This window comes from Bradyrhizobium sp. IC4059, assembly GCF_020193615.1.
GTDB classification, from domain to species: Bacteria; Pseudomonadota; Alphaproteobacteria; order Rhizobiales; family Xanthobacteraceae; genus Bradyrhizobium; species Bradyrhizobium yuanmingense.
Genome location: NZ_JADYVH010000005.1, coordinates 17,045 through 39,785, shown reverse-complemented (window position 1 = coordinate 39,785; position 22,741 = coordinate 17,045). Strand labels below are relative to the sequence as shown.

General features: G+C 64.3%; 22 protein-coding genes and 1 tRNA gene. 8 read left to right on the top strand and 15 right to left on the bottom strand.

Annotated features, from left to right (window positions below):
* Nucleotides 1–559 precede the first annotated feature (559 nt).
* Together I6F12_RS16715 and I6F12_RS16710 are read left to right on the top strand one after the other, a co-directional pair.
* A complete protein-coding gene (locus I6F12_RS16715; RefSeq protein ID WP_036012594.1) occupies nt 560–775 on the top strand; it encodes a hypothetical protein in 216 nt (71 codons plus the stop codon).
* A gap of 126 nt (nt 776–901) precedes the next feature.
* The gene (locus I6F12_RS16710) at nt 902–1,348 is read left to right on the top strand and encodes a hypothetical protein (protein WP_225156859.1); all 447 of its coding nucleotides are present in this window, start codon (nt 902–904) and stop codon (nt 1,346–1,348) included.
* A 24-nt stretch (nt 1,349–1,372) separates the two neighbouring features.
* Here the strand turns inward: I6F12_RS16710 and I6F12_RS16705 are convergent, their stop codons facing one another.
* The gene (locus tag I6F12_RS16705) at nt 1,373–1,675 is read right to left on the bottom strand and encodes a hypothetical protein (RefSeq protein WP_036012577.1); all 303 of its coding nucleotides are present in this window, start codon (nt 1,673–1,675) and stop codon (nt 1,373–1,375) included.
* 102 nt (nt 1,676–1,777) lie between these two features.
* A complete protein-coding gene (locus tag I6F12_RS16700; protein WP_036012574.1) occupies nt 1,778–2,005 on the bottom strand; it encodes a hypothetical protein in 228 nt (75 codons plus the stop codon).
* Nucleotides 2,006–2,226: 221 nt separating this feature from the next.
* On the opposite strand from I6F12_RS16700, the gene I6F12_RS16695 reads away from it, so the two are divergent.
* Nucleotides 2,227–3,312 (top strand): AI-2E family transporter, encoded by a 1,086-nt coding sequence (locus I6F12_RS16695; RefSeq protein ID WP_036012571.1) that lies wholly within the window; start codon nt 2,227–2,229, stop codon nt 3,310–3,312.
* A 134-nt stretch (nt 3,313–3,446) separates the two neighbouring features.
* On the top strand, nt 3,447–3,839 hold the full coding sequence (locus I6F12_RS16690; RefSeq protein WP_157286040.1) for an NUDIX hydrolase: 393 nt from the start codon (nt 3,447–3,449) through the stop codon (nt 3,837–3,839).
* A 4-nt stretch (nt 3,840–3,843) separates the two neighbouring features.
* Here I6F12_RS16690 and I6F12_RS16685 read toward each other — a convergent pair whose 3' ends face one another.
* Entirely contained in the window at nt 3,844–4,128 is a 285-nt protein-coding gene (locus I6F12_RS16685) for a hypothetical protein (RefSeq protein ID WP_036012567.1), read from the bottom strand.
* Between the two features lie 499 nt (nt 4,129–4,627).
* Between I6F12_RS16685 and I6F12_RS16680 the strand changes: the two genes are divergently transcribed.
* The gene (locus I6F12_RS16680) at nt 4,628–7,726 is read left to right on the top strand and encodes a DEAD/DEAH box helicase (RefSeq protein WP_225157007.1); all 3,099 of its coding nucleotides are present in this window, start codon (nt 4,628–4,630) and stop codon (nt 7,724–7,726) included.
* A gap of 1,275 nt (nt 7,727–9,001) precedes the next feature.
* The gene (locus tag I6F12_RS16675) at nt 9,002–9,664 is read left to right on the top strand and encodes a hypothetical protein (RefSeq protein ID WP_225156858.1); all 663 of its coding nucleotides are present in this window, start codon (nt 9,002–9,004) and stop codon (nt 9,662–9,664) included.
* A 13-nt stretch (nt 9,665–9,677) separates the two neighbouring features.
* Here the strand turns inward: I6F12_RS16675 and I6F12_RS16670 are convergent, their stop codons facing one another.
* The 8 genes from I6F12_RS16670 to I6F12_RS16635 form a co-directional block, all read right to left on the bottom strand.
* Nucleotides 9,678–9,848, bottom strand: a complete 171-nt coding sequence (locus I6F12_RS16670; RefSeq protein ID WP_225156857.1) for a hypothetical protein — start codon at nt 9,846–9,848, stop codon at nt 9,678–9,680.
* Nucleotides 9,849–10,172: 324 nt separating this feature from the next.
* Nucleotides 10,173–10,331, bottom strand: a complete 159-nt coding sequence (locus tag I6F12_RS16665) for a hypothetical protein (RefSeq protein WP_164936882.1) — start codon at nt 10,329–10,331, stop codon at nt 10,173–10,175.
* A gap of 207 nt (nt 10,332–10,538) precedes the next feature.
* The gene (locus tag I6F12_RS16660) at nt 10,539–10,733 is read right to left on the bottom strand and encodes a hypothetical protein (protein ID WP_225112456.1); all 195 of its coding nucleotides are present in this window, start codon (nt 10,731–10,733) and stop codon (nt 10,539–10,541) included.
* A gap of 1,447 nt (nt 10,734–12,180) precedes the next feature.
* Nucleotides 12,181–12,372 (bottom strand): hypothetical protein, encoded by a 192-nt coding sequence (locus tag I6F12_RS16655; protein WP_225112455.1) that lies wholly within the window; start codon nt 12,370–12,372, stop codon nt 12,181–12,183.
* 116 nt (nt 12,373–12,488) lie between these two features.
* Entirely contained in the window at nt 12,489–12,836 is a 348-nt protein-coding gene (locus tag I6F12_RS16650) for a response regulator (RefSeq protein WP_036012559.1), read from the bottom strand.
* Between the two features lie 1,189 nt (nt 12,837–14,025).
* Nucleotides 14,026–14,101: transfer RNA gene (locus tag I6F12_RS16645), tRNA-Lys, on the bottom strand.
* Between the two features lie 315 nt (nt 14,102–14,416).
* The gene (locus I6F12_RS16640) at nt 14,417–17,080 is read right to left on the bottom strand and encodes a glycosyltransferase (RefSeq protein ID WP_225133659.1); all 2,664 of its coding nucleotides are present in this window, start codon (nt 17,078–17,080) and stop codon (nt 14,417–14,419) included.
* 231 nt (nt 17,081–17,311) lie between these two features.
* Complete coding sequence (locus tag I6F12_RS16635) at nt 17,312–17,899, bottom strand: hypothetical protein (RefSeq protein WP_036012549.1); 588 nt, start codon at nt 17,897–17,899, stop codon at nt 17,312–17,314.
* A 327-nt stretch (nt 17,900–18,226) separates the two neighbouring features.
* Here I6F12_RS16635 and I6F12_RS16630 point away from each other — a divergent pair, with 327 nt between their 5' ends.
* Nucleotides 18,227–19,786 carry a beta-(1-6) glucans synthase gene (locus I6F12_RS16630; protein ID WP_225139965.1) on the top strand — a complete coding sequence of 520 codons (1,560 nt, stop codon included), beginning with the start codon at nt 18,227–18,229 and terminating at the stop codon, nt 19,784–19,786.
* Here the strand turns inward: I6F12_RS16630 and I6F12_RS16625 are convergent.
* Nucleotides 19,746–20,126: a hypothetical protein gene (locus I6F12_RS16625; RefSeq protein WP_036012544.1), complete on the bottom strand. Its 381-nt coding sequence runs from the start codon at nt 20,124–20,126 to the stop codon at nt 19,746–19,748. The genes I6F12_RS16630 and I6F12_RS16625 overlap by 41 nt on opposite strands.
* Before the next feature lie 141 nt (nt 20,127–20,267).
* On the opposite strand from I6F12_RS16625, the gene I6F12_RS16620 reads away from it, so the two are divergent.
* Nucleotides 20,268–20,414, top strand: coding sequence for a hypothetical protein (locus I6F12_RS16620; protein ID WP_156447140.1), 147 nt, complete (start codon nt 20,268–20,270; stop codon nt 20,412–20,414).
* 33 nt (nt 20,415–20,447) lie between these two features.
* Here the strand turns inward: I6F12_RS16620 and I6F12_RS16615 are convergent, their stop codons facing one another.
* From I6F12_RS16615 to I6F12_RS16605, 3 genes are all read right to left on the bottom strand, one after another.
* Nucleotides 20,448–20,603, bottom strand: coding sequence for a hypothetical protein (locus I6F12_RS16615; protein ID WP_225156856.1), 156 nt, complete (start codon nt 20,601–20,603; stop codon nt 20,448–20,450).
* Nucleotides 20,604–20,720: 117 nt separating this feature from the next.
* Nucleotides 20,721–21,161 (bottom strand): MgtC/SapB family protein, encoded by a 441-nt coding sequence (locus tag I6F12_RS16610; protein WP_036012541.1) that lies wholly within the window; start codon nt 21,159–21,161, stop codon nt 20,721–20,723.
* A 133-nt stretch (nt 21,162–21,294) separates the two neighbouring features.
* On the bottom strand, nt 21,295–22,674 hold the full coding sequence (locus tag I6F12_RS16605; protein WP_225156855.1) for a hypothetical protein: 1,380 nt from the start codon (nt 22,672–22,674) through the stop codon (nt 21,295–21,297).
* Nucleotides 22,675–22,741: the final 67 nt, after the last annotated feature.

Sequence of the window (22,741 nt, the reverse complement as noted above, 5' to 3'; positions counted from 1 at the left end):
CGCGGGTTATCAACAATGCGCCGGGTGCCGCTTGCGCGAGCGCCGGGATTGCGCCGTCGAGCCGTCCGGCGCCTTCCAAGCGGGCATGACATCGGCTTGGGAGCGAAGGCAATGCGCAGCGTCGGGTTTTTCGCTGTCGCGACACTGCTGGCGGCCACTTCGGCCCAAGCTGGCGGGCCTTCCCGGCGGTCCCGACCGGCGTTGCGCCATCAGGTGGCGCCGATCTCGGACGCCTACCGTTGCCTGGGGCCCTGCGTCGTCGACGAGAGCCTGTAGCGGGTTCCTGTGTTTCGTTCTTAACAGAGATGCCTCGGATTGGCTGATAAGGGTGCGCCAACCGGGGCTGGTGACATTTCAAACCCGCATCCGTTTTCGACCCCGGCTTTTGGCCGCCGGCGGCCTTTCATGCCCACGACTGACGAAATCATCGAACGGTAACACGATCTCAACCAGCTTGGCGTATCGACGAATCCGTCGCGGATTTGTATTGCGTACCGCGACACCGAAATCGTCCGCCGGCGTGGGCGCGCCGCCGGGCCTTTTCGCCGGGACAGATCTCATGCCGAACGCGATCGAGCAGATCGTCGACGCCTATGTGCGTCTGAAGAACCGCCGTGGACTGGACGAGCTGATGATGCACAGGCAGCGGCTCGCGGTCGATCTGAAGAGCCGGTCCGGCTATGATTTCAGCCTGCCGATCGGTCAGATCGACGAGGAGATCGCGATCATCGAGGCGGGGCTCAGCCGGCTCAAGTCGGATAAGTCCACGATCTAGACGTCGGCATCGTGCGCGATGCCTGGCGTTGACGCATTGTCGCAGTCCGAGCCCGGTTCATGCGGGGTTCAGGCCAGCCATGCGTCAATTGCCATGTCGTTTCGTGGGACGCGAATCCTGATAGGCTTGTCCCCGTGTTTTGAAGGAATCGTCATGATCGAACTTGCGCTGGCCGGCCTGCTTGCGTTTGCAACCGTGCCTGCGGCGCCGACAGCGCCCATGGTGGAGCAGGTTCAGTTCAGGGGCGGTCCGGGCGGGCAATGTCCACACGGCTACGATTACAACCACTCGAACGGCCGCTGCTATCCCAACGACCGTCACGCGCCGGGTGTCTACACCGGGGGCCACGGCTCGGGGTATGGGCGCCGTGGTGGCCTGTGCCCGCACGGTTACGACTATAATTACTCGACAGGCGAGTGCTACCCGAATCGTGCGCACGCGCCCGGCGCTTACGGCCGCCCTCAATATTACGCACGACGCGGCGGGCTCTGTCCGGACGGCTATGATTACAATTACTCGCAGGGACAGTGCTACCCGCACGGGGCACGTGCGCCGGGCATGTATGGGCGGTAGTCATCGCCGTGCTGAGGCGGGCGCTCAGTCGCGCCGGCCGCCGTCGATCACCGTGAACAGCGGCCGCGCCGGGGTGGGTTCGACCAGCAGCTCCTCCACCAGTGCGGTTGCGGCATCGACATATTTTCGGGTCGGCTTGTCGAGAGAGCGCTTGGCCTCGTCGTCGAGCGCGACTTTTGCGGCCTCGACCAGCTTGCGCATGCGCGCGGCATGGTCGTCGCCCGCGGTCAATGTCGCGCGCGCCAGCGAGCGCAGCACGAACAGCTCGCCCTCGAGGCGAAGCAGACGGTCGTTGAGCCTGGTCAGGACGGCGTTGAGGTCGGCCATGGCGTTCGAAGCGGAGGATCCGTCCTGATCTAGCCGCGATCGGTGAACGGAGTGCAAACGGCGCCGGCGCAATTCGGCGGATCCGGCGTCACCGCAGGCGGCTTACCATTCGACGCCGGCCCAGCGCCGCCCGAACACCGGTGGCCTCGTCTTCACGGCCTGCCAGCCGAAGAAGTGGTGCTTGCCGGACCAGGCATGCACGATGCCGCTGCAGATGCCGCATTTGAAGTTGCCGCTGTGAGCCTCGCTGTGCTCCTCTCTGGTCGCGGTGTAGTTCATGCCGCAACCGGTGCAGGTGAATTCTTCGATCGTCCAGATGCTGTTGGCCATGACCCAGAATGCGTTTCGGTGACTACGAAGAAAGGTAGTCACCAGCATTTGCAGGGGCGTAAACCGGCGCGGGGAAATCCGGTTAACCCGCGTTAGCCAAGCCGGGTTGGGGGCGGGCGATGTGGTATCCGGCAGCCGGTCGTCTTGACGCCAGATACGTTGCTGGCAATAACGGCTGAGCCCGCAAGCGCGGAAGTTGCGTTCATGCCGCAAGGAAAGCTGTGCCCGTGAAAAGCCTCCGTCAGTTGCTGACGGGCGAGGACGTCATCCAGCTCGTGATCCGCCTCGGCCTGCTCGCCCTGCTGATCATCTGGACCTTCCTGATCATCCGCCCATTCGTGCCAATCCTGGCCTGGAGCGGCGTGCTGGCGGTCGCGTTCTATCCGGCATTCAGCTGGGTCGCCAAGATCCTGGGCGGCCGACCCAAAACCGCAGCAATAATCCTGACCCTGATCACGCTGGGTATCGTCATCGGCCCGGCGACCTGGCTCGGCATCAGCGCGGTGGACGGCGTGCGTGAGCTGGCGCACCAGCTCGGCACCGGCGACCTCGTGCTCCAATCGGCTCCGGAGCAGCTTAAGTCCTGGCCGCTGGTCGGCCCCTGGCTCTACGAGCTCTGGGATCAGGCCTACAACAACGTTCGGACGGCGGTGCGCGAGGTGGCGCCGTATCTTCAGCCGCTGGCCGGCCCGCTGCTCTCGCTCGCGGGCGACGCCGGCCTTGGCACGCTCCAGTTTCTCGTCTCCGTGTTCGTGGCCGGCTTCCTGTTTCCGCATGGGCCGCGCCTGGTCGCGGCCGGCCGCAACTTCCTGTTTCGCATCGTGCCGGAGCAAAGCGAGCATTTCCTCTCGCTCGCCGGTGCGACCATCCGCGCCGTGGCGCAGGGCGTCATTGGCGTGGCGATCGTCCAGGCGCTGCTCGCCGGAATCGGCTTCAAGCTCGCCTCGGTGCCGAGCGCGGGCCTTCTTGCCTTCATCGTGCTGCTGCTCTCGATCGTGCAGATCGGTGCTTTCCTGGTGCTGCTGCCAGTGATCATCTGGATCTGGACCGCTAAGGACGTCACCACCGCGCTGCTGCTCACCGTGTTCTTCGTCCTGGTCGGCTTCATCGACACCATGCTGAAGCCGCTGGTCATGGGCCGTGGCCTGACCACCCCGACCATCGTGATCTTCGTCGGCGTGATCGGCGGTACGCTGGCCCACGGCATCGTCGGACTGTTCATCGGACCGATCATCCTGTCGGTGGCCTGGGAAATGATGATGGCCTGGATCAGGACCGAGGACCGGGCGGAGACGGGGAAGGGGTGATCTCGCGCCCGCCAGCGCGGTGTCAGCCGCCCATGCCGGTTAGCTCGTGGCTTGTGATCAAGGCGCGTCGCTAACTTGTCTGTTTGACTAGACAAGTTACCATTGGGTCGATTCTGTTTTCGACAACGGCAGCAATGGCAAAGTCTTCCAAGCTGGTTGCCGCCAGGCGCGGCAAGGTATTGTTGGTCAGACGCCGGTCGGACGGCCTGTGGATGTTTCCGGGCGGCCGCAAGCGTGCGCGCGAGTCGGAGAAGGACTGCCTGCGGCGGGAGATCAAGGAGGAATTGCCCAAGCTGAAGCTCGGCAGGATCAGCCTCTGGAAGGAAGTGAAGGCGAGGAACAAGCGCTCCGGCCGCAAGATGAGCGACGCGATCTTCATCGCCAAGTCCGCCAAGGGCAGGCTGGCGATCGGCGACAAGAAGGAGATCGACCGCGCCGCCTGGCACAAGCCCCGCGGCATCCGCCTGACGGCGACCTCGCGCTACATCCGCGACCGCCTGTTTCCGCGCAAGCGGCGGCGAAGCTGAGCCGCTAGTCCTCCCGCGCCGCCGATCGCGTCCTGCCAGCAAACCTCCTCGATTGCGCCACCTCCGGCTCGGGTGCGGCGAGCTTCGCGGCCTGGAGCTCCCGCATCTCCTTGCGGACCTGGCGCGCACTGCGCATCGCCCGCTTGATGAAAGGATGCTGCGAGTCCTCGGCGAAGAACAGCACGACTTCGCAGCTCGGACATTGCCTGGAATAGCCGTCCTGCAACCGGCCGGCGCGATCGCGAAACACGTTCTTGCACCGCGTGCACTGAACCTGGACCGAACTCATGCGCGGATGACAATCACTTTGAAATGGATCGTCAGCTGATCCGAAATGTCTGAAGAAAGCTTGAATGCCGGCCTGGCCCGATGCCGCCAGATATCGCCGAGCCAACAAGACGTGTGAACCAGTTCACAAGCGCGCGGCGAAACCGCTGCTATGAAGACGTCATTGCTTAACCGATTCATTTCGAACGAAACGCCCCAGCGTGGCTCCAAGCGCTGGGGCTTTTTCGTGCCTCCATTCTCACAGCCAAGAGCAGATCGAAAGGATCGCGCCGCCGCCTCGAACGTTATCGAGGAGGGGTGCGTTCGCAGGGCAAATCCCATATGCATGGCGCCGAGCTGCCGATTCGAGGGGCAAGGCGGCTCGCATTCAGTTTGCGGCGGTTCAAGAGCAGAAACGGGTCCAAGTGAGGCTTTCCACGAAGGCAAGGGTGGCCAAGAAGCCGCCGAAGAAGAGCAAAGGATCGCAGCGCGCCACGATCTCGTCTTCGTCGCCTCTCGGCATGATGGCCCTTCATCTGCTTGGACAATGGAAGCAGTCCGGACGCAGCGGCATCGTGTTTCTCGCCGAGAGCGAGAACAGGGCGGAGCGGCTCGGCAGCGTCATTCACGCGCTCGACCCCGCCTGCGAGGTGCTGGTGTTTCCGCGCTTGAATACCTTGCCGTTCGATCAACTGGAGCCCTCGCACGAGCTCGCGGGGCGCAGAGCCTCCGTGCTGAGGCGCCTTGCGAAGTCCAAGAAGCCGGTGTTTCTGGTATCGACGGCCGAAGCGGTGATGGAGCGGATGCCGCCGCCGGCCAGCCTGTCGCGCCTGAGCCTGAGCTTGAAGGTGGGCGGCCCGTTCTCCGAGCAGGAGCTGGAGTCCCGCCTGCAATCCCTCGGTTACGATCTTGACGATGAGCCGGATTATCCGGGCGGGGCGCTGTTCCACGGCCAGACCTTCGAGATATTCCCGGCGGGCGCGCTGGGGCCGTTCCGGATCGAGCATTCGCAGCACACGATCAAACGGATCGTGGCCTTCGACCCGCATGAGCATAGGATCATCTTCGAGACCAGGGAGCTGCTCGTCGATCCCATGTCGGAGCGGCTCGGCCTTGCCGGCAAAGGCGGCAAGCGCGCCAGCCTGTTCGATTATTGCGCGGGCGCCAGATGGATCGCCGATGCCGGCGTGCCGTCGCATGCCGACGGATGGCTCGATACGATCGAGGAGGCCGCGCCCCGCAGCGAGCGGGAGCGCGAATATCTCGGGCGCAGCGATTGGAAGCGGCTCTCCAAGGGCATCAAGGTGCTGCCGCGGACGGCACCGTTCCAGGCCATCCCGGAATTTTCGAAGCTGACATCCTCCCGGAAGGCGTTGCGTGGCTTCGTCGAGGAGACGCGCCGGGCCGGGTCGCGGCTGATCCTCGTTGCCGCGCACGAGGACGATCTGCGCGTGATGGAGCGGATGAGCGGCGTCAAGGCGGAGCGCTGCGAAGACTGGGAGGAGGCCGCGCGCGGGCGGGGCGGCGAGGCAGCGCTGCTCGCCGATCTCGATGCCGGTTTCGTCGTGCCGGCGAAGAAGCCTCTGGCCGTGGTGACGGCGTCCGACGTGCTCGGCAGCCGCGCGCATCATCCGCAGCCGATGGCGCGCGCCTGGAGCGCGGCCTTCGACCATGCCGATGCGCCGGAGCAGGGCACGGTGGTCGTTCATCTCCAGCGCGGCCTTGCCGTGCTCGACGGCCTGCAGACCGTCAACACCGGCGGGGGCGCGATGCGCGAGATGATCCGCCTGAAGTTCGCCGGCGACAATGCGGTGCTGGTGCCGCCGCCCGATCTCGCCTTGATGTGGCCTTACGCCGCCGAGCTCGGCAGGCTTTCGCTCGATAAGGCGGACGGCAGCACGTGGTGGGCGCGCCGCAGCGAGGCCGAGCGCGAGATCCAGATCGCCGGCAAGGCGCTCGCCAAGCACATCAGCCAGCGCCGGCGGCGGCGCGGCGAAAAGCTGGTGCCGCCGGGATCGGCCTACGAGAAGTTCGTCGCGCGTTTTCCTTACTTCACGACGATCGACCAGGCCCAGGCGATCCGGGACGTGCTGGATGATCTCGCATCCGGCCATCCGATGGATCGGGTGATCTGCGGCGATGTCGGCTTCGGCAAGACCGAGGTCGCGCTGCGCGCCGCAGCCGCGGTGGTGCTGTCAGGCAAGCAGGTGGCGGTCGCGGTGCCGACGACGGTGCTGGCCCGCCAGCACGTCGCGACGTTCCAGAAGCGATTTGCCCCGTTCGGCATCGAGGTCGGCAACCTCTCGCGCGCCACTTCGGGCGCGGCGCTGCGGGAGACCAAGGAGGGCCTGCGCAGCGGCCGGATCAAGGTCGTGATCGGCACGCAGGCGCTCACCGGCAAGGACGTCAGGTTCGACGATCTCGGCCTCGTCATCGTCGACGAGGAGCAGCATTTTGGCGCGGCGGAAAAGGCAAAGCTCGCAGGGCTCGCCAAGAACGTCCATGTGCTGATGATGAGCGCGACGCCGATCCCGCGTACGCTGGCCGCCGGCCTTGCCGGCTTCCGTGATCTCAGCGTGATCGCCTCGCCCCCGGTGCACCGGCTTCCGGTCGCGACCCGGATCGCGCCGCTGTCGGATGCGGCGATCGCCTCGGCGCTGCTGCGCGAGCAGCGCCGCCACGGCCAAAGCTTCCTGATCTGCCCGCGCATCCAGGATCTCGATCCCATGCTGGCGCGGGTGCGGGCCGTGGCGCCGGACCTGCGCATCGTCTGCCTGCACGGCAGGTTGGCGGCCGACGAGATCGACGACCGCATGATGAGCTTCGTCGAAGGCCATGCCGACGTCCTGCTCGCGACCAACATCGTCGAGAGCGGCCTCGACATTCCACGCGCCAACACCATCGTGGTGTGCTGGCCGGAAAAGTTCGGCCTCGCCCAGCTGCACCAGCTGCGCGGACGCGTCGGCCGCGGCGGCATCCGCGCCTTCGCGCATCTCTTGACCGAGACGGAGTCCGGACAATCCGAGAAGCGCCTCGCCGTGCTCGAGGAGTTCAGCCGGCCGGGCGCGGGCTTTGCCATCAGCGAGCGCGACCTGGATCTGCGAGGCGCGGGCGATTTGTTCTCGGAGCAGCAATCCGGCCACGTCCAGGTGTTCGGGCCGGTGCTCTACAGCCACCTGCTGAAAATGGCCTCGGAGAAGAGCGACGAGCAGCTGTGGGTGCCCGACCTCAACCTGCCGGTCGGGGACATGCTGCCCGAGAGTTATGTGCAGTCCGAGCCGGTGCGGCTCGAGCTCTATGCCCGCGCCGCACGATGCAACGACGAGGACGATCTCGACGACCTCGAGGAGGAAACCTCCCGCCGCTTCGGACCCTTGCCAAAGCTCGCGCGCGACTTCTTCGCCGCGGCCAAGCTCAGGATCGAATGCAAGCGACGCGGCATCATCCGCCTCGACGTCGGGCCTGAAGCTGCGGCCGCGACGTTCCTGCCCGGACGCCTGCGCAAGTCGCGAGGCAAGTCACTGCAACGCGACGGCGACCGCGTCGTCTATCACAGCCAGATGCGCGATGCGCCGTTCGAGCGGGTGGAGGAGCTGTTCGAGCTGCTGGACGAGGGGTAGGGGCTTGCGCGTTCGTCAGCGCTCGCAACTGCGAATTCGTAGCGGAAACCCTGCTCCACCATTATAGTTAATTTGGGCGTGGCGAAGGAGATCGTCCGATGTCACATGCCATTCGTCCAGTGATTGCCACGATTGTCGCAGGCTCATGTCTGTTGGCCCTGGTGCAAGCGGGCGGCGCAAATGCCGGCTCCGCCGGAGCGGGCATGGGAACGGGGCAGGGTAGCGCTGGCGGCTCGGCGCCTTCTGGAATGGGGACGAGTGCGGGCAATGCAGGTCCCTCAGCACCCCCAGGGATGGGGACGAAGGACATCGCGCCCGGCGGAGATCTGGGCACCAACAGCGAAGCGACCAATTCGAACGTCCAGCCCGCCACGCCTGCGAGGTCGCGGGCGGCAGCTCAGGCCGCGAGAAATGCCGGGGCTGGTCGCGCTCAAAATGGCCTGCCGATCGGCGCAATTGGCAGCGGCACGAGCAATGAAGATCAAAAGGCCGCTGGTTCGGCGTTCTCCCAAAGCAGATTCCGACCGGCAACACAGGCTCAAGGAAACGCCAGTGTTGGTTCAAATAGTCTGTCAGGGAGAGGCTCGAGCCTTTCGGACCAGATCAGTCGGCCGCGAGCCGCACGAGCTGGAGACAAGGTGCTGGATGCCAAGGCCCGGGTCGAGCGACGAACGACTGTGTCGCCCAAACGCGTTACGAGCCCGATAGGACCAGGTTTGTAATCTGTGAGCGACGGGGGAACAGGTCGACTCGGTGCATCGCGCTCTACCAAAGCACATGTGGCGCTCGCGGTTTGAGCGGACGCACGAGCTGTTCGAGCTGCTGGACGAGGGGTAAATCGGAAAGTGCGAAAACAACCCCATGCACAGTAGCTATGTGCTTGTGCGATAAGGCGTTCTGCATTCGGCGCGTCCATCGCGGCCGAGGTGGCCCAAGCAAGCGTGGTCCACGACCCGGATCAGGCCTATCGTGCCGAGTCCGTGCCGGAGGCGCCGTCACTTGGCCGTTGATTTGTCGGGCAAAACAGTGGCATTATGCCAACTTCGGAAAATCCGTTGCTGGCATGGCTGTTGCCGGATGCGCGGCGAGGAGCTTGCGCCGGATCCGTAATCGGCCGGGGGCGCCGGCCCGTCCGCCGGCCGCGCCGCTAACGCGGAATTAATCCAGAAAGCCGACAATTTTAGGCAGTTGTGTATGGGTGCTGCGTAAGCGGATCGTCGCGAGGGCGTTCCAGGGGGCGGCTTCCTGTTGCTCGCTCCATGGGGGTCAGTGCAAATGACCACGTCCTTCGAAACGCCAAGCTTCGCCGAAGAGCTCGACGCCGTCGCCCTTGCAGACGCTGCAGGCGCGCAGGAACCCGCAGGCCCGGAAGCTGAAACGCCGCCAATCACGCCCCGCCGCAAGACGATCCTGCCGCTGGCGGTGTGTGCCCTCGCCATCAACGGCGCGGCGGCCATCTATACGTCGCCCTCCGGCATGCCGTCATTGAATGTTGCCAGCCTCGCCGAACTGCTGCCGCGGCAGGAGGCACCGGCACCGAAACCGGATCCGGTCGTCACCGCCCTGAAGGAGATCCAGTCGGCCCAGCAGCAGCACACCGCTTCGCTGCATGAGAACAACCAGACGCTGCAGCAGAATGCAGCCTTGCTGCAGCAGGATTCACTCTTGCTGCTGTCGCTGCGGCAGAGCATCACGGACGAGCGGGTCGACGTGAAGAAGATCTCCTCGCAGCTGTCCACGCTGATCGCCAAGGTCGACTCGCTGCAGAATGTGATGATGTCGGACGTGACATCGTCCGTTCGCAGAGCGAATGCGCGCTACGGACTATCCGCCGCGATGCGCAAGCGGCTGGTGCGTGAGCCCAAGCCCCTGGGGCCTCTAGGGCCGGTGTCGATCGGAGGGGCTCCGCTGACCGCGCCGGCTGCGCCGGAGAGCTGAGGACGCGTTCTGGCTAGGCCGCTTCCTCCTCGAACGAGGTATAGACCCGGCCTGTGGGATCAACGACCCGAACGTCCCAGCATCCGTCCTCGACCAGCTCCCTGGCCTTTTTGAGGGCCGCGGCGAGTGAGGACCGCTTGAGATTGACGACGCCCGCCGTGTCGAAACCGTTGATTTCAAACATGCCGTTCCTCCTGTTTTGGGGAATCCTACACGTTTCCGGCGCGATGTCAGCGGGTTTGTCAAAGTTTCAGTTGCTGGGCCTTGGCCTCCAACCGTATTCCTGATGGGAAATCGTGGCGGTGATGTCGGCCTCTTTGTCTGCCGAGAGGCGCCAGGCCGCCACTCCGAAGCACAACGTCAGGACCAGGGCCGTCGCAAGCAGAAGCATCGAGACGAAATGGCTCACGCGGGTCACCAGCGGTTGGAAGCTCCGAGAGAGCGAACACGGGCTGCCGATTCGAAAAATACAGACGGGCTGACCTAAAGCCCTGGTTTCCACATCAAGTCACACAGGACCAAAGGCGCTCACGATCCCGATCGTGATCGGGACCAGCGCGACGATCGTCCATAAGGCGGGCGAGCTGGAAGACAGACCGGCGAAAAAGATCAAAAGACCGAAGCCCACAAGGGCCGCCGAGATGGCATAGGCGAGTGCTTTTTCCATCGTTCGATCCACGAGGAAACGGGATGGATTGCGCCTGTAGGACTCAGTGCCGATCGAAACGTTCCCATGCTGATCTGGATTGGCGGTGCATCAGCATCTCCGCAGCTCCGCTCAGCATGTCGACCACCACTGCGGCTTCGAAGCCTGGAGCCACAAAATCACTGGGCCATGTCTGCGCGGATCGGGCACCGGATCCGCGGCGTGCTTCTAAGGCCGTGACGGGTCGGTCCCGGCCTTCCGCTCAACCATCGCCATTTCCACTTGGTCAGCAAGGACCGTGAGGTGGCTTGCGAGCCTGTCGAACACTTCGCGCTTGGCCGGATCGGTAGCCAAGTCGCGGATCAGGGCGCGTTCGGCCGCATCTTTGCCAAGTTTCTCGATCTGCGCCAGATAGTCCTTCATTGGCAATTGGCTTCGTTCTGCGCAAACAAAACGTACAAGCAATGTGCGAAAGCGAGCAGAAGCGATTGCCGATTTTTCCTAGTCTTCGGTGGCTTTGGCCTTCCCCAAAGGTCCAAGCACCTCCAGCGGCCCCGGCCTCACACCCCAAAAGCCCCCCACGGTCGGGGCCGTCATTGGCGCTAGGCGCGATTTGCGATCGTGGCCGTTACGCCTGCCTCTGAGCGTTCGCGGATGGAGGAGCCGAGTCGCATCGCACGAACTGCGACAACGGCGCAGCACTCTTCAAAGGAACTGACTCCATGCCTCTGCATTCCTCGATTGCATGATTTTCCCACTTTTCGGTCGGCTCGTTGACGGAGGGGGTACATGGGCACTTTCGATCACACCGCTGTTCTGAAGCAGCGTTTCGATGAGCTTGCTTCTGGGCTTTCCGCATTGGAAGATCTGCGCTCGCGCGTAGTCGCAGCCGAGCAAATGCAAGAGAGGCATAGTCACGCGGGCAAGCCGCCCCCGACAATTCGCAAGGGTGGCAACCCTAAATCGCGATCAGCAGAAACCGATCGGCCAAAGAGGCGCTAGGCGCGGCCCCCGGTTCACGCTTCAGAACAAGGGCCGCCGCTCTGGAACAGCGGCCCTACCGGGTTACGATAGATCCGAGATGAAACTTGCCAGCCCCGGTAACGACATGTTCGTCCTGGAGGGACGTTCCTGCATCAACAAACGTGAATCCAAAGGAACGGCCCCGGGCGTCCCGGGGCTGGCTGCGGACACACCGAGGCCGCCCGACGCACCACTCAGCGTGGCACGCCGGGTGATATCGTCTGCTCAAACATTCGAGCTGGGTGTCTCAAAAGATACCGTCCAGCATCAAAATTTCGAGGTCTAGGCCAGAACCAGCCCCGACGGCAACGCGAACGGCGGCCGGTGAACACGTTCGAATGCGGCGCCCGAGAAAGGAGGCCGCACCATTGGGGCCTACCGGTTCACGCTGGCGGACCACCATCGTTCGCCGCACGCGACCTCTCCGCGCGTGAGGGCATCAGCAGAAGTAGCAATTGTTCAGCTCGCTCCTTGGTCAGATTGGCCGCCATATCGGTCCCGATCAGTGCTGGGCCCCTGCGTTCTCGATCGTAGACCATCCAACCCTTGCCTCCCATGCGAATGAAAAATCGGCTTTGCGACGGAACCTCGTCAGTCAATGAAGCATGCTCCCGATTTGCCCAGCACCTCTCAGGAAGCGGCATTCTTCTTTGTAGCTTCATTCGCATATGTGAATCGTTTCGGGAAAAAGTGGCAATTGGCCGAGTTTTCGTTCACAGCTGAGTGCACTGTCACCGTAGATTGTCAGATCCGGCGGGCGGGCTGCTTGGAACGCCTCGCTTGACTTCACGACCGTGGTCACGCGCCAGCGGTTGTTGAGTTCGTGGGGAAGCCAATGATGTGCGCATCAACCGGCGAAGCTCCGGCCTTCCTGCGTCAGCTCGAAGCTCTCGCCATTTGCGCAGAGCAAACCCGCCTCGACCATTTGCTTGGCAAATGACAGGCTGCACACCGGCTGCGAGCCGCCCGGATGATACAGCCGCGTGCCCCGCGCGATCAGGTGCCCATACAGCAGAGCGAGCCGCAGCGGCCTGACCATCCCGGGCGAGACATTTGGCATTCCTGCCAAAGCGTGCGGAAGGCCCTTCGTTCCTGTGTGGAGTCGAACGACTGACAATTGTCAGTCTGCGGAGCATTGACCGCGGCTGGCTGCAGCTAATCGCCCGCGAGCGACTGCATCGCTTCCAAGAGGCGTTCAAGCCCGAACGGCTTCTGGAGCATGATGCTGCCGGACACCGGACGCGGAGCGGCGTGCGTGTAGCCGGTGGCGTAGATCACAGGCATGCGCGGATTGGATTGCCTGCACTGGATGGCGACATCCCAGCCCGTCAGGGAGCCTGCCAACCTGATGTCGGTGAACAAGAGATCGGGTGTGGCTTCGGCACAGAGCTCGAGCGCGCGCTCGCCGCTATCAGCTTCCATCACCTCGTGCCCGTGAGTCTCCAGGATGTCGACCACCACGTCCCGGATCAGGTCTTCGTCTTCGGCTACAAGAACCCGCAAGTCTCCCTCCAGTCGCGCTCTTCGTCCACGACATGAGGACCCATGCGCAGAAAACATAGTGCCGGCTGGTCGGCGCCGCCTCCGCCAACTCGGCCGACGAGCCAGCGAGACTCAAGCTGGAACGGGTGACCTTTGTTCCTGCCCACCTGCTGAGCCGGACGGCATTTCGATTTTTGCTACTTGATTTTATTGGTGAGCGCGCTGGGCTCGAACCCAGGGCCGGGAGCCTGGATCGGGCAATGAACCAAGAGCATGCGAGGCGACTATTTCACCGACATGGAGCAGGACGACAGCGACGCTGAGGACGATGATCCGGAGGAGGCGAAGCAGCAGGCTCCGGAAATGTGCCCGTGCGCTTGATTCTGCTCATGCCATAGCGGTTGTCTCACGAGTCTCGAAATCGAACGCTGCCGGGCTCGAAATACATGTCCCGGCAGCGTGTCATTCTCAAACTGAGCGCTGAAATCCCAGTTGGCTTCGACTGTGCAACGGACATGCCACAGGCTTGTGACAGGAGCCCGCCGGTTCGCGCTGGCGGGCCTTTGATAGCTTAATAGTAATGGCGCCTTGGGCGGTGATAATAGTCGCCATAACCGTAATATCCCTGCCGGCCCTGCTGAAACTGTGGCGGCACCGTGCCGTTGGGGTAGCACCGACCGTCTCGAATATCGACGTCGGCGCCGTGGCCGCATCGGACGGGATGTCTACCGTAGCCTCCACCGTAACCTCCGCCGCCGCGATGATAGTACTGCCGCGCAGCTTGTTCTTGAGGAGGGAGGGCTCCGTTCGGATAACACATGCCGTCTCGGGCGCTCAGGTCCCAACCGTGGCCGCATGGAGGCGGGTGTCTTGGCACACCATACTGCACCTGCTGGATGGGTGGCTGAACCAGCCCCGGCACGGGCGGGCCCATAAGTAATGCTGCGGCGAGCACGGAAACGATCATCTGAGAATCTCCATGGGGCGCAGCGTGCCTCAGCACGTATGAACCCGCTGTGAATGGCACGGCTCACGTTGGCGGCTTCTTCGCAAAGCCTAGGGTTAGCACCATAACCACTGCCAAGAGAACCCAGCCGACAATATCGATGGCGGTCATGGCTGCACCCGGCGAGTGTGCACACTGTGTGCAGGCCCCAAAAATCCCCTCAACTCGAAGGGCTGAATTTTGGCTCTAGGTGCTTGATTAGCTTGGTGAGCGCGCTGGGGCTCGAACCCAGGACCCCGTGATTAAAAGTCACGTGCTCTACCGGCTGAGCTACGCGCTCCCATGGCCGCTGATGGCTCGAAGAGATCGCCATCGTGTTCGGACATTCGAGAGGCATGTCTTGCCGCTTCGCCTAGAGATCGCGTCGCGGGGAAAACCGGCTGTTTCCGGATCATGCCTTCGGCCCGCGCTGTGTAGGGGGAGTGGCTGCGGAGGTCAATAGTGCGGGTGGTTGCCGAAGATCGCGGCAGGATCGGGCATTTGCCTGGGCTATCCGTCGCTTAGGCCAAAATTCTCACCTCGATTGGCGGCCGGTCATCCACGCCGGAGACCGCGTGATTCCAGGCACGAGGCCGAAGACCGGCGTGGAGCAGGATCAGTTCGTCTCCCGCCGGACCTCGCTCGGCACCGGCTGCGGCGTGCCGGTCGGGTGGGGCAGCGCGACCGGGCGCAGGCCGATCAACTCGGCGGTGCGGATCGCGCTGTCGCGCCAGAACTGGAACGAGTTGATGCGGCTGAGCTCGAGGGTGGCGATGGCGACCGCGGCGAGGAACGGCAGGCTCTGCAGCACCAAAACGCCGGCGAAGATGTAGATCTCGGTGATCTGCTTGTAGCTGTTGGTGGCGATCAGCACGCCGGCGCCGACCAGGAGCAGGGTGCCGATCACGGCTTCCCAGAACGCCTGGAACTCGATCGACATGCGGGACAGGCCGCCTTTGGAGGTGCGGGCGAAGGCGATGTGCTCGGTGATCAGGCCCTGCGCCACCGCGCGCGACACCGTCCATTGCACGCTCATCGCCGCGATCATGGCGCCCAGCATCTGGCCGGGCTTGATGGCGACGCGGGCGCGGTACATCGACAGGAAGTGCACCAGCGAGACGATGAACGCGCCGATAATCGGCAGCGTCAGGATCTTGTCGGGAATGGCGATGTCGGCGAAGGCGACGATCGGCACCCAGATGAGGTTGAGCAGCGCCACGACCACGCCGAGGCTTTCGGCGCCCAGCCAGTTCAGCCAGCCGAGGCCATATTCGCGCTTCTGGTCGGGCGTCAGCCGGCTCGCGCCGGGCAGGAAGCGGCGCCAATGCTTCTTGACGATCTGCAGGCCGCCATAGGCCCAGCGGTGCCGCTGCTTCTTGAAGGCTTCATAGGTGTCCGGCAGTAGGCCTGCGCCGTAGCGGGTGTTGGTGTAGTGGGTGGTCCAGCCGAGCTCTTGGATGGCAAGGCCGAGATCTGAGTCCTCGCAGATCGTGTCGCTCGACCAGCCGCCGGCCATGTCCATCGCGGCGCGGCGGATCAGGCACATCGTGCCGTGCACGATGATGGCGTTGGCCTCGTTGCGCTGGACCATGCCGATGTCGAAGAAGCCGGCATATTCGCCGTTCATGATGTAGTGCATGATCGACAGATCGCCGTCGCGGTGCTCCTGCGGCGCCTGCACGAGGCCGACGCGCGGGTCGGCAAAAGCAGGCACGAGGTCCTTCAGCCAATCGGGCTCGACGACATAGTCGGCATCGAGGATGCCGATGATCTCGGCATCCGCCGCGGTGCGGTCCATCGCAATCCGCAGCGCGCCGGCTTTGAAGCCCTGCACCTTCTCGGCGTTGATGAACTTGAAGCGTTCACCGAGCGCGCGGCAATGGTCCTGGATCGGCTGCCAGAAGGCGGGATCCGGCGTGTTGTTGATGATGACCACGCATTCGTAGTTCGGGTAGTTCAGCCGCGACAGCGCATCCAGCGTCTGCTTCAGCATCTCGACGGGCTCGAAATAAGCGGGGATATGGATCGAGACCTTGGGGCAGTAATCCTCGGGCACGTTCTCGACCGGCTTGTTCTTGGCGATCAGGCGCTGCGGCGGCCGGCCGAAGGCAACCGCGGCGATCTCGTCGATGCGCGCCATCGCGATGAGGACCAGCGGAACAAGGAGGATCATGCCGAGCGTCAGCGCGAAAGCGGAGCCGAACAGGAAGTAGTGGCCGTTCCAATAGGCGAACACGGTCGCGGCCCAGGCGCCGACGCCGTTGGCGGTCGCCGACAGCAGGAAGGCTTGCCTCGCGGTCGCCTTCTCGATCCGCAGGATCGGTAACGACAGCAGCACGCCGACCAGCAGCGCGATACCCATCAGCTTCCAATAGTCGGGGTTCTCGACCGGGCCGGTCCAGGCGAATTTCGGCTCGCCGCTGGCATTGAGGACGCCCCAATACGGACCGACGCCGCCTTCGAAGAATTTCCAGGGCCGATCGAGGGCTTCGACGATGTTGTAGTCCATGCCGAGCGCTTCGGCGCGGGTGACGAAGTTGCGCAAGGTCAGCGCCTGCTGGAACGGACCTGGATCTGCGTTGCGCAAATTATAGCCTGCGCTCGGCCAGCCGAACTCGGCGATCACGATGCGCTTGCCCGGGAACTGATTGCGCAGGAGGTCGTAGCGGTCCACGGCCTGGTCGACGGCCTGATCCGAACGGAAGTTTTCCCAATAGGGCAGCACGTGCGCGGCGATGAAGTCGACGCTGGAGGCGAGGTCCGGAAAATCGCGCCAGATGTTCCAGATCTCGCCCGTCGTCACGGGAACACGGACCGCGCTCTTGACCTTCTTGATCTTGCTGATGAGGTCCTCGACCTTCATCTCGCCGCGGTAGATCACCTCGTTGCCGACCACGATGCCGATCACGTTGCTGTTCTTGCGGGCGAGCTCGATGGCGGCCTTGATCTCCCGCTCGTTGCGATCCTCGTCCTTGTCGATCCACGCGCCGACCGTGACCTTGAGGCCGAACTCGGCCGCGATCGGCGGCACCAGCTCGCTGCCTTCCGTCGCGGTGTAGGACCGGATCGCTCGCGTGAGGGTCGAGAGCTTCTTCAAGTCCGCGCGAATCTTGTCGGGGTCGACCTTGAGGTCGACGACATGGCCCGGTTCGAACGGCGTATAGGACAGGCTCGGCACCAGGCCCTTGAAGTCCGGCGCAGGTTCCCTGTCGCGCAGGACTCCCCAACTGCCTGCGTGGAGCGCAGACACGAGCAACAGAACGGCGGCGACAACGCGCATCGCGGCTAAACCAATAGGGGCTGAGGTGGCAGGGAAGCGGATCCGACCCCGAGATCCGACCAAGTCCGCGGCAAAGGGAGCATATCTCTGCCGCGCGGTTTCACAACTGTCATGGCCTCATGTCCTTATGAGGGCATGGCCTTTTCGAACGACGCGCGGCAGTGCCAACCGTCTCTATGGCCGGTCGTTCCTGAACGGCAGCTGAAACGACCGGAGCGATTTTGGCTTGGGCTATTTCGCCGGCGTCGGGGACGGGCTTGCCGCAGGCGAGGGGCTCGCGGCCGGCTGCGGCTGCGCATTGGCGGCCGGCGCTGCCGGCTGAGCGGCCGCGGCCGCCGCCTGCTGCGGCTGGGCGGCCGGGTTGATCCAGCACGCGTGCACGCGGCTATCCAGAGTTTCGGCCACCTTGGGGTCGATCTGGCCGCCGAAACGGGTCAGGCAGCGGAACGCGGCCTGGATGTGGCCGCCGGGACAGCCGAAGCGGTCGTAGAGGTCGAGATGACGGAATGCGGTATCGAGGTCGTCCCGCCACATCAGCCGCACCACGCGCCGGCCGAGCCAGACGCATTCGGGATTGCCGGCCGGGCCGTTGATGACCTGGGCGGCTTCTGCGAACTCGTCGGTGCGGCGCTGATTCTGGGCGGCGTCCTTGGCGGCGTCGGCGGGCTGGGCGGCGGCCTTGCCCTGTTCGGGGCCCGGCGGACCGCTCTGGGCGGAAGCGCCGCCAGCACCGGTCAGAACGAGCAGGCAGGAGACGGCCAAGGTGGCGGCGAACTGCCGCAGGACCGCATTTCGTGACTCGAACACCCGTTGCCGCATGAATTCCCCAATGTATCCGCTGGCCGTCCGCGTCAGGAGCCCCGCGGACGCGCTAGCTGATGGCGTCCAAATGGGTCTCCAATGCGGCGGAAAAGTCTTTCGGAGTCCATGACCTGTATTTCGAATTTTGTCCAGCAAAGTCACGATCCTAGATCCCGGTGAACCGGCGCAGGTAAATTCCTTGGGGGCGCAAGGGATCCACGGGACGTGCCCCCTTGGCAGACGGCGTGCGAGAAGGTAATCGACGGCCCTTCGCGGAGGACGGAACCGATTTCTCTTCGTACGCCACTGGCGCTTCTGCTCGTCTCACTGGGTGCGATCGCTGCCGTGTGGTGGTGGCTTGCCACGCCGATCACGCTCGCGCGCGCCCCGATCGATCCCGCCGACAAGGTTCAATGCGTCTCCTACGCGCCGTTCCGCGGCGAGCAGTCGCCGCTGGACGCATGGACCCATATCGATGCCGACCAGATCGAACAGGACCTGCGCCAGCTCAAGGAGATCACCGACTGCGTCCGCACCTATTCGCTGGAGAACGGGCTCGACCAGGTGCCGGCGATCGCCGCCAAGGTCGGCGGGATGAAGGTGCTGCAGGGCATCTGGCTCTCGAGCAACCGCACCAAGAACTACGAGCAGGCCGGGCTCGCCATTCGCCTCATCAAGCAATTCCCTGACGTCATCACCTCCGTCATCGTCGGCAACGAGGTGCTGCTGCGCGGTGAGATGACGACGGCGGACCTCGTCGCTCTCATCCGCCTGGTGAAGACCCAGGTCGGCGTGCCCGTGACCTATGCCGATGTGTGGGAATATTGGCTGAAGAACCGCGAGGTGTATGACGCCGTCGACTTCGTCACGATTCATATCCTGCCCTATTGGGAGGATTTTCCGATCAGGGCGAAGTTCGCTGCCGCCCATGTCGAACAGATCCGCGAGCGCATGGCGGTGGCGTTTCCCGGCAAGGAGATCCTGATCGGCGAAACCGGCTGGCCGAGCGCGGGCCGCATGCGCGACGGCGCACTGCCCTCGCGCACCAATCAGGCGCGCGTCGTCTCGGAAATCCTCGGCCTTGCGAAGGCGCAGAAGTTCCGCGTCAATCTCATCGAGTCCTACGACCAGCCCTGGAAGCGCAGGCTGGAAGGCACCGTCGGCGGCTATTGGGGCCTCTACGACTCGGTGCGCAGGAGCCTGAAATATCCGCCAGGACAGCCGATCAGCAATTTCCCGTACTGGAAATGGTACATGGGCGCCGGCATGGGGCTTTCCGTGCTGGTGTTCGCTGTCGCGCTGATCACGCTGCGCCGCCGGCCGTGGACACCGCGTTTCCCGGCCTGGCTCGGCGTCGGCATCTCGGCGACGACCGCCGGAATCCTGCTCGGGATCGGCGCCGACAAGATGTACTACGAGAGCTACGGGATCGGCGGCTGGCTGCTCTGGGGCGCGTTGCTGCTGGCCGGCATTCTGTCGCCGATCTTCTGCGCGCAGGCGATGGTGATCGGCCGCAGCCTGCCGACCTTCCTCGACCTGCTCGGCCCGCGCGAGGGCCGGAAATGGTCGAAGCTCACGGCGGTGCTCGGCCTGACGCTGGCGGTGACCGCGGTGATCGCTTCCGCGACCGCGCTCGGCTTCGTGTTCGATCCGCGCTACAAGGATTTTCCTTACGCCGCGCTGACGATGGCTGTGGTGCCGTTTGCGCTTCTGATGCTGAACCGGCCGCAGATCGGCCAGCGTCCGATCGCCGAAGCGGTGTTCGCGGGGGTGCTGGCGCTGTCCGCCGTGTACGTGCTGTTCAACGAAGGTCGCGACAATTGGCAGTCGCTATGGACCTGCGCGATCTATCTGTTGTTCGCGCTCACGCTGTGGCGGGCGCGGGCCGAGCAAAGCCAAGAATAAGCAGGCCGATCGCAAGGCCCGACAGCACGACATTGTAGAGCACGATGCCGAGGCCGGCGGCGATGAGGCCGACGGTCAGCAGCACGATCGACGGCCGCATCAGGTTCAGCGTCGCAACCACCAGCGCCACGATGCCGAACACCGAATTCTTGAACAGCACGGTCGAGACCGAGCGCGACTTGCAGACCAGGGTCTGAAGCCCGGCGTCGCAGGCGAGCGCTACTTGCGAAAACTCGATCGCGAGATAGCGCACGTAGAGCGCGCAGCCGACGGTGACGAATCCGACCACGAGCAGGAACTGCACCTGGTAGGGCGTGAGGCGGAAGGGCTTCTTTGTCATGGCCGCAATATGGTCGGGAAGGCGCGGCCAGGCAACAGGGCAGGCGAGGTTTCTGTTGATCCGCCCGGGCACTCTCCAGGAACACGCGAGCCTCCCGCTGGTTCTCAACATTGTGTTGCCAACACCGCCTAGGAGTGAGGCATGGACAAGCCGACGCAGGAGCAGCTGAGCGAGCTCAAGAGGCTGAGCAAGGAGGCGCGGGTCGAGGATTGGTCGGACATCGTCCAGTCCAAGGACGAGGCGGAGATGCGCATCCGCGATCTGAAGGAGAAGGCGCGCATGGAATAGGTCATCGCCTGCGCCAAGGGCGATCAAGGACGATCAGCTGCGACCTTGCGTGTTCCGGCTCTGCTCCGCCAGCCGGCGCTCGTATTTTTCAGCCAAGGCGAGCAGTCGCTTCCTGATGTGGGGATCGGCCCGCTCGGCCAGTTCGCGGATCAACGCGAGTTGCTCCCGCAGAAAGTTCGCGTCCGTCATCTCCGCTCCGAATCAAGTCCGGTACGGAGTGTGCCGTGTCAGGTTGGTCTCGTTCGTATCATTTGGTACTTGGGCGGAGGCATGAAGCCGCTCACCGGCCATGTGCGACTACCAGACTTACTTCAACCCCAGGCGACGTTCGAGCCAGCTGAGCGCGAACAGCACGAATAACGTGACTGCGATGGCGGCGCCCACCAGCAGCCAGGCGCCCAGCGCGCAGGCGATGCCAAGACCGGCAGCGATCCAGACAGTCGCCGCGGTAGTGAGGCCATGAACCGTCTTGGCCTTGACGTCGTGCAGGATGACGCCCGCACCGATGAAGCCGACGCCGCTCAGCACGCCGGTAACAATGCCTTGGACCACCCTCGAGACTGCATCCGGGTGGTCGCGCAAATTCTGAAACTCGATCACGGAAATCGAGATCAGCGCAGAGCCCAAGGCCACCAGCGCCAGGGTGCGCATGCCCACCGGCTTGTCGTTCATGTCGCGGTCGATGCCGATCACGAGGCCCGTAGCCGCCGCGACGAGTAGCCTCAGCACATCATCCAGTTCGTTCATCAAGACCCGCGTTTCTGGAGGGGCGACGCTTCGCGCACGTCGGACATGGACCTGCGAACTTGCTGCCAAGCGCGGCCGAGGTCCAAGCGTCCGTTGGTCGCATGCTGGCTGCGTGCGCGCCGGGACCGAGGCGTCATTGTCGCCTGAAGAACGACGACAGCGTCGATCCCGCGGACGACGCTGCCGCCTCCGGTTTCGCCGGTGCTGGCGCCGGCTGCGCGGCGGGAGCGGGGGCGGGCTCGTCGCGCTTGGTGCGTTTTGAGGAGTAGCTGCGGCGGCGTTGCGGCTTTTCAGGCTTCGCGCTCGACACAGGCGCCGTTTCGGCTGCAGGGCCAGCGTCCTGGCTCGTCTCCGAACCCTTGTCCGGGACTCTGTCCTGAGTCTTCTCTTGCGTCTTGTCTTGTACCTTGTCCGGACCGCCACGCATCGACAGGCGCTGGCCATCGAACACGGTGGTCTCGCAGTGACGATTGCTCTCGGCGAGACCCGCGCAGAATTTTGCGGCGGCGGCGGCATTGACCAGGGGGCCGGCGCCCAGGCGGAGCTGCATGCCGAGGCCGGTGTTGCCTTCCTTGATCATGATGATCGGCCGCAGCGCTGCGATCTCCGGGTTGGACTTGGTCACGCCGCGCCAGAGCGCGCGCAGGCCGTCGATCGAGTTGGCACCGCCGAGATCGATCGCAAAGCGCGTCTGCTGAACGGCGATGGCAGGGGATTCGCTCTCGGCTGGCTCTGGCGGCTTGGTTGCTGCCGCCACGATTTCGGCTGCGGCGGGCGCCGGCTCGGCCTTCTGCTCGGCTGTCTCAGGTTGAATCAGTTTCGATGCGGCCGGATCAGGTGGCGCCATGAGCGACTTGGCGGGCACCAGCGGAATGGTCGGCAGCGCCGAAGTCATGGCCGGATTCTGTTGCACGAGCGAGGCGGCGGCCGCGGTCTGCGGCGGCGGGCTCGGCGGCTCCTTCAACGTTTCCTTCTGAGCATCCTTTGGCGAATCCTTCTGAGCATCCTTGGCGGCTTCGCTGCGCGGCTTCTCGCTCGTCGCCGTCGGCGTCGAAGCAACCGGCGCGACATTGGGAGCCGCGGGTGCTGCGTCCTGCGGCTTCGCGCCCGGCGGCGGCGCGGCCGCTTGCTTCGCTATGGCGCCGGTGACGGAATCGAGCCCTTGCTCCAGCACGGTGACGCGCGAATACAGCCGGTCGCGGTCGCTGTTCAGCGTCTCGATCGCGGCGGCGAGCCGGCGCGCTTCGTTCTGGCTCTCCTTGGTCAGCAGCTGCAGCCGGTCGGCCTGGCGCACGAGATCGGCGGACGCAACCTGGTCGCGCCGCCAGCCGAGCTGGGCCTGGTTGGCCATCAGGGCAATGACGACGGCGCCGACGGCCGCCACGCCCCACGAGCCCAGCCGCCACATCATGCGCCGGTCGAAGGCGCTTTCCTCGGCCAAAAGTCCGGAGAACAGCCCGCCGGTCTCCTTGGTGGAGAAAGCGTCCGCCAGTGGGTCGGAATCCTTTGCCATGAATGTTAAGCGCCCAGCCCCGTCCGGCTTCCCCGAATCAATCAGGGAACATTAACAGGAAAAGCGC